The sequence below is a fragment of the Maccoyibacter intestinihominis genome (genome assembly GCF_040096355.1).
Lineage (GTDB): Bacteria > Bacillota > Clostridia > Lachnospirales > Lachnospiraceae > Maccoyibacter > Maccoyibacter intestinihominis.
This window is the reverse complement of sequence record NZ_JBBMEX010000002.1, coordinates 92783-103651: the sequence shown is the minus strand read 5'-3', so window position 1 is coordinate 103651 and position 10869 is coordinate 92783. Positions and strand designations below refer to the sequence as shown.

The following is a 10869-nucleotide window of genomic DNA, read 5'->3' as shown; positions in this document are numbered from 1 at the left end:
ATCTTTTTTCTTCTCCCCATGCTAAGCACAGGGAGCATTTTTCTAATTTGTCAGGAAACCTTTCAGATTTTTGAATTTCTCCGGCATAGAGAAATCTTCAAATGTGAAGTCCATATCTTCGTCCAGATATTCTGAATCCGCATCAAACTTCGCCAAGATTCCACCATCAATATTACAATCCTCTAAGATAATTGTCTGTCTGCCGGCAGAGCTTGTCGGGTCCTCATTTGTGATCTGAATGTCAAAGTATGTATCACGCCCGGTTCTTTTATAGTCCAACATCATCTTACGGAAAATACTGGTGTTATAGTGGAACGTTGCTGAACCAGTCCCTTTCCATCCTGTTGTTTTATTTCCTTTTCCGGTTTTTCCTAAAATCGGGATCTCTGATTTCTCTTTATCAAATTTTGCTTCCAGATTGATTGCCTGCATGAAGTTATATCGTCTGTCTCCAATGGTTACAAAACACTCTGCAAGAGATGCTGATACCGCATCTTTCGATAACATTACATTATTTTTTCCCATGCGTTTCTCCTTTCTACGCTACCGTTACCGTCATATACAGCTTACTCATGGTATTCACTACCTGAATGCCACTTGTCACTGCTACTGATTTTTTTGTATCTCCCTGCTGAATCGTTACATCTGTATCTGTGAAGTTTTCAATCGCACCAATGTCCTGTAACTGCTGTCGGATTTTTACTAAATCAGACCACAAAGATACCCGACCGGAATCATTGTTTGGAATGATGCCAAGGTATTTTTTGTTAAACAGCAGTGCGTCATCATTAGCAATCTGATCGATCACCCGGATGGTCTGATTGTCTTTGAAAATCTCACCACAGGAATCTGTTACCGTAACCATGCTGTTAATATCCTCTAATACCCGTGTCTCAAAGTTGACCTTATGTAACACAAATTCTCCTGCTAAAATCGCATCCTGTAACTCTGTCTGTGTATAGTCGGTATCAACCTCAAAGGCACCGTCATACTGTTTGTTCTGGCAGGACTTATTTACTTCACATCCACATTCTGCACCGGTTACCCAGTAAATCAAAGACGCTTCACTAACACCGGTATCAAGTACCTTATTCTTCAGATTAATCACACCGAGATAATCTGCTTTCAGATTGTAAAGAACAAGCTGAAATTTTACCCCCTGCTCATCACGCATCCGCTTGCTGAATGCTGCATACAGTTTCTTTGTTGTTTCATCCGTTGTGATAACCCCCATCACATTGTAAGAATACGATTCGATCTTATCAAGATATTTCTGATGTGCTGTCCCATCTACTGTTGCATTTGTACCTCCTGCCAATGCAGTGCCAGCAGTTACCTCCAGTGCTGCATCACTCTTAAATGTAACGTAATCATTAGCTACCAGTTCAGATGCCTGTGCTACCGTCTGTGTATCTACTCTGGCTGTCTCAAGATACGTCATTACATCATACTTACTGGTCTCATCTGCATTTGCCTGAATCACAATTTTAATGTCATTACCTCGCGTTCCACCATACAATGCGGTTGCAAATGCATTCGTTGCCTTTGTGCCGCCGCCATTTAAGCGGTATGCATATAAGGTCTTTGCATTCATAAACAGATCACTCAAGCCATTCATTTTCTCATGGTCATGAGCATATCCGAAAATTTTCTGACTGTCTTTCTGGAAGTCTTCATTAGAAACCTCAAATACTTCTCCTTCCTTTCCCCAATCCAATTCTAATGGCATAGTTGCAATACCCCGATCAGATAATACCGAGCTTGCAGATGCCACTGATACAAAGTTGATATATGTCCCAGGCAGGATTTTATCCTGTGACATATAACTTCCTCCACCTAATGCCATTTATTTCACCTTTCCTTTCATATACTCTGCGATCATCGTTTCTACTTCTTCCGTGGTGTACTCTCTGTCATCATCTAATATGGCATTTAATAAGTCCCTCCTCCCACGGTAGTTTTTTGATATGATAAACTGTTCTTTGTAAAATCTCTGTTCCTTTGACTTCTCATTTTTCTTAATCTCTGCCAAATCATTCACCTTCCTTTACTTCCATTTCTGATGAAATATCATCCATTACTGTATGTGTTTCTTCTTTGCATACAAAGCAGTTGTAATTCACGAAAAAGTTCAGTATGCCATCTACAATCTCATGATGCACATTCGTTCCACGCAACAGATCTCCATTCACATCGATGCATTCCATACACCAATTCAGGCTCTCTGCCACTTCATTGCATTCCCACAGGGCAGCATGGCTATTGGGGCGAGATTTCGGGACATACTGGATGCAAAACTGATTTTTCCGGTAGTATCTGTTCCCTGGAAATTTGCTGATCTGGGGATTTAGACAATTAATAAAAAAACAGGGAATCTCTAACCCCTGTTCTACCTGTCCTAAATGAATATCATAACCAAATTCTGTATCCAGCGTATTACTGATAGCTGATATGATTGTATTAATCATCTTTATAGTCCTCCAAAATATCTATATATCCTTTGCTCTAAGATGGCAGGTGCAATTCTTTCCAATTCCTCTTCAGATATTTTCAGCATGAAATGTCCCGGTACCCATCCTTTATGATTAGGGGTCCGATGCCCATATTCCTTATAGCTTGCATACTCCATTGGATTTGTAATGGCAATTTCATATACATTCCCGGAATGATTAACCTGCACAGAATTTGCATAACCTTCGGATGACGTTCCGGCCGTCCATGCACGCCTTAAAGTTCCTGTGTCTGCCGGAGTTCTCTGAACCACCATCCTAAGAAGCCTTGCTGCTAATTCTTTGGCACAGTCTTTCATAAATTCTTCCGGCTCCTGTAACTTCTCTAACTCATCTCTGAGTTTACGCAGTTCCCTTGCATCAAAGCCTCCCATCCGTGACATTATGCATACCTCCCTGCTAATTTCAATATGATCTCCTGGTGTGTTTCATATACTGCCGGTGTTCCGCTGCACTCATATGTCTCTGTGACACCGGCCTGTGTAACTGTTATCTTTGCCCCCGGTTTGATTTTCGTTTCCGGGGACATAAATAATTTTATGATCTGTGAGGTCTTTGCTACTGATTCCGTCTGGTCTGTTGTACTGACATTCGAATATGACAGCCTGCACGGCTCATCCTCTAAAACGATCACCTCTTCCGTGGATGTTAATTTCGTCTTTTCATCCTTAACCTTTTGAGATTCAGTAACCGTTGCCCTTCCATCGTACAATTCTTCCTGCATTTTTCTTGCAAGCATCCGTGCCTGTCTTATTGCATCTATCATCGAAACACCACCCTGCGATAACGGTTCAGAGAAAATTTATAATTTTTTAATAGGGTATCTTTAAAATTGTCATCCACACTCTGCTTAAATGATATGGAAGTATCACCCTCACTAATAGATGAAACAGCACCCGTAGCGGCTTCCTCTTGCCCCGGCTTTTCATTTCTATACAGATCAATCGCCATACGATAAGCTGTATTGAGCAGACCATCCGGCACTTCCTCAATGTGACAATAATTTTTTATTATTTCTTCTACATCTGAGATAACAAATGAGAGTGACACATCTTTCGATGTATCGCCCTCATCTATTCCCAATAACTGTTTCAGCCTACTTAATTCCATGTTGTCACTCCTAGCCAATTTTATGTTTAATAGCTACAATTCTAAGCTGCTTTGGTTCATATACCGGTTTCCAGTTTTCTGCCATTGCAAGTTCTGTTCTAAGCGGAGTCTCTACATGATCACGTTTTGCTCCTGTGTACGCAATTCCTCTTGGATGTAAAATAAACGCCTTGCGGTTGATGAGATAATCAATTCCACCTCCGGTCTGTTTATCACGATCCACCTCAGTAGATACAAATCCAGTAGGAGAACCATTACCATATGCTACAGCACCATTACCGAAAAGGTATGTTGTGTATACACCATCTGCAACCGGACAACCATCATCTACGGTCACGCGTCTGCCCTGATAAGTATCAAATTCTACATCTGTAGAATCACGTTCCGTATCGATCAGATTCAGCTTTTTGAGATAAGATTTTGTTGCTGAATGCATTGCCACACCAGACAACTGTGCCTGTGCATCACCCAGAAGCTGACACGCATCGATAAATGCAGATGCGCTGATCTGTTTTGCAGCATCTGTCTTACCTGTAGTAAGATCAAGGATATGATCTTTCATTCTGGTTTCTGCTGCCGGTGTTCCTTCGGCTCCTGCTGTAGTTGTACCAAATACTCCGGCAAGAATTGCGATGAGCTCTTTCTGCATGTCCCTTGCCCAGTAAGATGCAACCAGATCACCGATCGCTTTCATCGGATCAGCACCGGCAAGAGCTGCTGAAAGATTCGTTGCTCCCCACATATTCTGACGGAAAATAGTGGTTGATACATCCTTATTAGATCCGATTTTTTTTGCGGTCATCTTTACATCCTCAAGAATCGCTTCTGATTCTCCCTGTAAATCCTCAAAAAACGGCATATTATGTGTTCTTGATGCTTCGGATGCCAATGCATCAAAATCTGGACTGTTTACCACGATCCCACTCTGGAAAAATGCGGACAACTCCATTGTTCTGTTAATTACATACCGGTTAAAAAGTTCCGGTACAATTACATCTGCAATTTTTGTAATTGCCATTAAATCATCCTCCTTCTTATAATGTTACTCCGGCTAACGCAGCCATTTCTTTTGCCTGTGCCGGATTCTCTTTTAACAATCGTCCCTGTTCGGTCAGATTGAAGGTGTCTTTTGCAAATGGATTAGAAGTACCGCCACCATTTCCGTCTTTAGGATTATACGGTGGCTTCTGCTGCTCCTGCTTAAACAAATGTGCCATTGTGGTATCTTCCTTATACGGCTTCACAGCCTCTTCCACACCGACCGGCTTACCTTCTTTATCAAATGTGAACTTATCCAGTCCACCGGCTTTGTAGATCAGATAATCCGGATCAAGGACTCCCTGCTTGGCAAGAGATTCCTTCAGCGCATAGGTCTTTGAGGTGTTTTCAGCGGTCTTCTTAAGATTTTTGATTTCAATCTCATAATCTCCAATCTTCTTCTGTAACTCCTCATTGTCGCCATTAGATTTTTTCAACTCCTCAATGGTTCCATTTGCGGTTTTCAGTTCCTCGACCTTTGTATTAAAGTCGTCTTTTGGCACCGCATACTTTGGGAACTCTTTCTGTGCCGCATTCATGACTGCATCCACGTCCAGTTTTCCGTCTTTGATTTCTGCTTTTTCCAAAATTGCCTTTAACCATTCCATTCTCTTATCCTCCATAGATTTTTATTCCCGCTCTCCGGGTATTGGGATTCTCTGTTTATTCTCCAGATGAGTACTACCGTTCTTTAATGCCTGCGGAAAAAGGCATATAAAAACAGGGCTCCCGGAGGAACTTACTTAGCGTCACCTCTGCGCCGTTCGGTCCATAGATTTCCAGTTATCCTGTTATTACTGGTTTAGGGTACAAAAATACCACCATGTCATTTCTGACTGGTGGTAGCTTACTTTATTTCATTTGTGTACTCTATCTAACTTTTACAAATCCAACATTATTATTGCAAATAGTACCTTCTTTCTTTTCTTTACTTAATACCTCTTCCGGTATTCTATCTGGATATGCATCACATACCATCCCTTTCCTTACATTTTTACATCTCAAACAATATGGAATTTTTATCATTCCTTTTTCCACCTTTCTATGTATGTCTCTACTAACTTTCGAGCTTTCTCTGGAACACTCTCACCGTTTCGTATTCTAACAAATGCCTCTGCAATTGTTTCAAAACCATCCTTTGTAGCATCAGAATATATTGACACTCCCGGAACATATTCTTTTTCAATCATTCCCATGAAAGCTGTAAATTCCTCATTACTCTGTATGTGTTGTCCTGTCATCACATGTGCCATCTCATGTATAATATGATCTTCTATGCTTTTTCCAGCAAAATAACCCATACGATAACCTTCAGCAACCACATTTTCAAATCCATCGAAATTAAAACCACTATTTAAAACAAAAACTGCTTCATGCTTACCATTATTGTCTATATATCTACATAAATAGGGTGTATCTGGTTTCTCTTTGCTTATATCTTCTACTAATATCTTACTCAAATGAATATTGTACTCATTTTCTATTGTATCGATACCATTCTGCATACTTTTAAGGATATCAGGAGTTATACCTGCTGCATTCCTCATTTCCTTTGGAATTCTAATCTCTTTTATTATACCAGATTCTTCTGATAATTCTACAAATGTCTTTTTCCATTCCTCATATGTCGTATCTGCTGACACATAATATGTCTTACCATCCTCGTCTCTGGCAGCACGTTCTCCCACACTGCCAAATTCATCATCGAAGTACGGACAAGTGCAACCACGACAGTTCGGATGAAATGGAGGTGCTGTCACACCCGTTTGGAAATCGCTCATTGGAAAGTGCTGCTTGTCCATTCTACCGCATGTATTACAGGTTCTTTCATCTAACGTCTCTATGACCTCAAACTGCTCAACACCCAGTTTTCCCATGCAATCCTGTCTTGCCTTGTTTGCAAATACGGCTGACTCTGTCATAATTACTCTGCCCGCCTGTGCTTTAGATACACCCATCTGCTTAGAAAACTCTGTAATAATTCTATTTGGAGTTTCCCCTGTAATACACATTCTTGAAAGGTTATTATGTAAATTGTTAATTAATTTTGTTTTATTGTCCCACAGGCGATCAGAAAAATTTTTTTCATCTACTGCCCAAGGCTTACAAACAATCTTTTCAACTACATCAGCGTTCAGATGTTCTATTTTAGAACCAACACCAATCCCTTTTTGAATCTCATATGCCGTATGGTAAAAATCTGTAGTATACATATTCTGTATATAACGATCTATGGTGTCTGTGCAATTGCCATAAAGCCTTTCTAATTCCTGCTGTGTCTCAAATTGCAAGGCTTCCAATCGGCTGATATGTGCTCTCGCGGATGCATTCTCAAGTTCTTTTTCCCAATTACCATTTTTCTCGTTTTCTTTGGCATATTTAATATATTCCTCTAACGTCCACTGGAATTCCTTTTGTTCTTTGTTCGTGAGCATTTTCTTTGCCTCTAACATGGAAACTCCATTGTTCTGTGCCAATCTCTGATACCAGGCATCAATTTTTCCTTCAATTGCTGCCTGTGCTTTTTCAAATTGTTCCTGAATCTCCTGCACTTTCTGAACAGATGTATCATGCTGTGCTTCCTCCATCTGTTTGAAGCGTTCCTGCCAGTATTGTCTCATCTGTTCACTCATGCAATCACCTCATTCCGCTATTCTGTATCCTCCGGATCATCGTCTGGCTTGTCCTCTTTTTTACTTGCCTTGAATGCACCAATATATGTATCAGCTTTTTGCTTCGTTTCCTGCTCCTCTTTCTCTAACTGCTTCAACTCAGCATCTGCATCTTCGACAAGCGGATGATTTTTCAAAATAGTCTTTTTACTAACGATTCCCACTGAATCTTTACAAATCTGTGCCTGTTCTGTATCGTTTTTGATACTGGTCCGCGTCCACGTTTGCACTATCTTTTTGCATTCAATCCCCTGATGCCGGCAGATTGCTCTAATTAATCGGGCAAATCCAAGTTGAAACTCTGTTTCTGTCAGCCCCGCTTTCATTTCAAGTAATGAATACATAAACTTTAGTGCTTCTCCCGACTGGTTTCCGAAATTTTCCGGCTGTGGATCAAATCCCTGCCCCTGTTCAAATATTGCTTTTCTCGTGGCTTGCAGCACACTGTTACGGGCTTCTATTGGGATTTCAATATTGAGTGTACTCACTCCCGGATTACTGCCCTCGTCCCCATCCACTTTAATGGTTTTATACTTTTTTAGTTCTGATAGGAACGAAGTAAGGTCTGTACCGCCATATCCCGATAATACAAATATCAACTCCTGTATATCATCCAGATCATTAATAAAACCGCTGTAGACCTTATCATATACGTCTATCAGCGGCTTAATGTTTTTCAAGTCATTCGTATTTGTATTGTTATTCGGAAATGGGATAAATGGCACTTCTCCGAAATCATGTCTGTACTCTGCGGTAAAATCATTTGCATCTGGAACCATGAAAGTATTGTAATAACATAATCCGTCCTCTAAAGTGTCACCATCTTTTCGCCGGAATGTCCAACAGCTTTCGTCATTCCAATACTCATAATTTATATAGGTATCTCCTGTTTCTTCATCAATTTCATTATAGATTCGCAAGACACCTAATAATTTCTTCTTCAAATCACATGAAACTATCGGAATGATCTGCTTACTGTCCACAACTGCCCATTGAAAAGTACCATCATTATCTTCCCAATAATGTATCCATCCAACAGCTGCGTTAGCAGCATTTACACACAACTCCATACAGTTTTTTCGATATTCATCGCCCAAGGCATCTGTTATAACCTCATTTCCCTGTTCGTTCCCTATATCAAACAGTGGGGGGGAGGTAAACATATATGCAGCTTTTTGGTTAACGATCAATCCATGAAAATTTCTTGGTATTCGGTTATCTGCATTTCTCAGTGGATTTTCCTGATCTGTTTCTCTATTTTGATTCTGTACAAGAATATCCGTCTCATTACGGTAATACCTCTCTGCTTGCATTGTTTGCTGAACCATCCTTGTATGCCCCGGCTCATATTTTTTTATCATTTTTTTTATTGTTTCAAGATCCATCGTCTACCTCACTTCAAAATACTAATGCTTCCCGGTTTACGAATAATCGTATAACAGAAGTACCGCAGTGCATCCATTGCGTGATCATGCTGTTTCACTGGCTTGTCCTCGCCACGCTCAGATGCTTTCTGATCCCATATGTACGATCCGAATTCTTTGATTGTATTCGGACATTGGTCACTGATTGCAATCTTACCCTGATTCAGCAAGGATGCCACAAATCTGATACCATCCAGCACATCATTTTTCGCTTTCTTGATTGCATAACCACGCTTTTTCAATTCTGCTATGAATGATGCCGCAGATGGATCAATCACAATCTTGACCGGCTTTATTCCATCTAACCACTGTTCCAGATCATCCGCATACTCGGTATCCGTTTTCTGTCGCTCCTCATCACGACCGGAATAATAATACTCGCAGCAGCATACCCACCGCCCCAATCTGTCCTTACACCATAGCAAGAACACGGTTGCATTCTGCGTACCATAATCACAGGACACATAATAGTTTGCATTAGTCAATTCTGACAGATTTGATATCACATGCTTGGCAGTATCGAACATATCGTAAATAATGCCCTCTGCCATCGCCCACAATCCAAGAATATACCGGCGATAGAATACACCGGTGTACATACTCCTATATCGTTCTTTGATTTTCTCCGACAGACTTAGATTGTCATCCATCGTGAAATGCAGATACAATAGATGTTTTTCTTCTCGCTTATCAATCCATCCGGTCTTGAACCAATGATATGGCCCATCCGGATTGCAATTGAACCAATATTTTGAACCGTCAACGGAGCATCGTCCGGTTGCCTGATTCACGAAACTTTCCGGCATCAATGCCACTTCATCAAAAAAGACCCCCGCCAAGGTAATACCCTGAATGAGATCCTGTGATCGTTCATCTTTACCACCAAATATATAAAAATAATTCGTTATATCTCCTCTGAAAATAATAACCAAATTATCAGCTCTGTGATCTGCAATGGTGTATCCTCTGCTTCTCAACATCAGCTTGAGCCAAAACAGGACGTTTCTACGGAAAGAACCGATTGTCTTTCCACACATGCCAAAGTTCTCGCCATTAAATGAACTCATTGCCCACATAACAAATGACAGCGACATGCTCACGGTCTTGCCCGATCGGATTGCTCCATCGGCAATTATCCCATCTTTATCTTTGACCGGAGAATTCTCACACCACCAATTCAGTACTTTGCGCTGCTTTTGGGAAAATGGTTTAAATTTAAAAACCTGTTTAATCTTATTGGTTTTCTTCATTGCTCCAATCCTCCGCAGCTGTGCCATTTAACGCTTCAAGGAATCCATCATCTGCAATTTCTTCGCTATCATCAGTCTGTACTTTTGCCCTCAGAAGTGCAATCTCTGCCTTTTGCTTATCTGTGGCAAGGTCCATGTGATCCGTAAGCCACTGCAACGCTTTCATTCGGTCGGCAAGTTTTATCTTGGCACCTTCTCTCCCTTTTGATACCTCTGAAACAATGGTGCCATCAACCGTTTTGCTATCTTTTAGATTCACAAAACTATATGAAACTTCCTCACCTGTTTCAGGATCATTAAAACTGCCATTTCCAAACTCTACATAATCTGTGATATCTGCAAAAGCGATATCCATATACTTCTGAAAGATATCCGATTCACTCAGGAACTCCCTGTTAAGGCGTTCCTGCTTCAAACGGAATATTTCTTCTTTTATCTTGGGATTTCTTAAGTGCTTACTTCCCTCTGACATCGCAGTTGTATAATTACATCCATATGCTTTCTGATATGCCTTGGTTGCATTAAAGCATCGAATGTAATATATACAAAAAAGCTGTTGCTTGTCGGTTAACTCCGTATTTTTCATTACAGATTCGACCTCATGTGCAACAGGACTTTCTTTGTTCTTTATAAGTGTCTTACTGTTTTTTGCAACGTTGCGTTTACTCCTTTGCAACGTTGCGTTATCCCCAGCCCACTTATAACGATTTTTCCAACTACGCACCGTTCCCTCTGCAACACCCAATTGGTTTGCTATCTCTACTAACTTAAGCCCTTGCTTATACATTTCAAAGGCTTTATCCGCTCTCGCATCTTTGACCTTCGGCAAGGACTATCACCACCTTATTTTTATTTTCCAAAAAAA

The 10869-nt window shown here is 40.6% G+C and carries 14 protein-coding genes; all 14 read right to left on the bottom strand.

All coding sequences use genetic code 11. From position 1 onward, the window contains the following. Nucleotides 1-42 precede the first annotated feature (42 nt). On the bottom strand, nt 43-525 hold the full coding sequence (locus WMO43_RS02420; protein WP_353529768.1) for a phage tail tube protein: 483 nt from the start codon (nt 523-525) through the stop codon (nt 43-45). 13 nt (nt 526-538) lie between these two features. After that, nucleotides 539-1846 (bottom strand): phage tail sheath family protein, encoded by a 1308-nt coding sequence (locus WMO43_RS02415; protein ID WP_353529767.1) that lies wholly within the window; start codon nt 1844-1846, stop codon nt 539-541. After that, nucleotides 1847-2032 (bottom strand): hypothetical protein, encoded by a 186-nt coding sequence (locus WMO43_RS02410; RefSeq protein ID WP_353529765.1) that lies wholly within the window; start codon nt 2030-2032, stop codon nt 1847-1849. 1 nt (nt 2033) lies between these two features. After that, a complete protein-coding gene (locus tag WMO43_RS02405; protein WP_353529763.1) occupies nt 2034-2468 on the bottom strand; it encodes a phage tail terminator family protein in 435 nt (144 codons plus the stop codon). Nucleotides 2469-2470: 2 nt separating this feature from the next. Then, nucleotides 2471-2893 (bottom strand): HK97 gp10 family phage protein, encoded by a 423-nt coding sequence (locus WMO43_RS02400; RefSeq protein WP_353529761.1) that lies wholly within the window; start codon nt 2891-2893, stop codon nt 2471-2473. Continuing rightward, on the bottom strand, nt 2893-3276 hold the full coding sequence (locus WMO43_RS02395) for a hypothetical protein (RefSeq protein WP_353529758.1): 384 nt from the start codon (nt 3274-3276) through the stop codon (nt 2893-2895). The genes WMO43_RS02400 and WMO43_RS02395 overlap by 1 nt, the downstream gene beginning before the upstream one ends. Continuing rightward, the gene (locus tag WMO43_RS02390) at nt 3273-3620 is read right to left on the bottom strand and encodes a phage head-tail connector protein (RefSeq protein ID WP_353529756.1); all 348 of its coding nucleotides are present in this window, start codon (nt 3618-3620) and stop codon (nt 3273-3275) included. Before WMO43_RS02390 ends, WMO43_RS02395 begins: the two co-directional genes overlap by 4 nt. 10 nt (nt 3621-3630) lie before the next feature. Next, nucleotides 3631-4638, bottom strand: a complete 1008-nt coding sequence (locus WMO43_RS02385) for a coat protein (protein ID WP_353529754.1) — start codon at nt 4636-4638, stop codon at nt 3631-3633. A gap of 16 nt (nt 4639-4654) precedes the next feature. Continuing rightward, entirely contained in the window at nt 4655-5266 is a 612-nt protein-coding gene (locus WMO43_RS02380; RefSeq protein ID WP_353529753.1) for a phage scaffolding protein, read from the bottom strand. A gap of 262 nt (nt 5267-5528) precedes the next feature. Then, on the bottom strand, nt 5529-5684 hold the full coding sequence (locus WMO43_RS02375; protein WP_353529751.1) for a hypothetical protein: 156 nt from the start codon (nt 5682-5684) through the stop codon (nt 5529-5531). Further along, entirely contained in the window at nt 5681-7291 is a 1611-nt protein-coding gene (locus WMO43_RS02370; RefSeq protein ID WP_353529750.1) for a minor capsid protein, read from the bottom strand. Before WMO43_RS02370 ends, WMO43_RS02375 begins: the two co-directional genes overlap by 4 nt. A gap of 17 nt (nt 7292-7308) precedes the next feature. After that, a complete protein-coding gene (locus WMO43_RS02365; RefSeq protein ID WP_353529748.1) occupies nt 7309-8715 on the bottom strand; it encodes a phage portal protein in 1407 nt (468 codons plus the stop codon). Nucleotides 8716-8723: 8 nt separating this feature from the next. After that, nucleotides 8724-10004, bottom strand: coding sequence for a PBSX family phage terminase large subunit (locus tag WMO43_RS02360; protein ID WP_434784163.1), 1281 nt, complete (start codon nt 10002-10004; stop codon nt 8724-8726). Continuing rightward, nucleotides 9988-10833, bottom strand: a complete 846-nt coding sequence (locus WMO43_RS02355) for a terminase small subunit (protein WP_353529745.1) — start codon at nt 10831-10833, stop codon at nt 9988-9990. The genes WMO43_RS02360 and WMO43_RS02355 overlap by 17 nt, the downstream gene beginning before the upstream one ends. Nucleotides 10834-10869 lie beyond the last annotated feature (36 nt).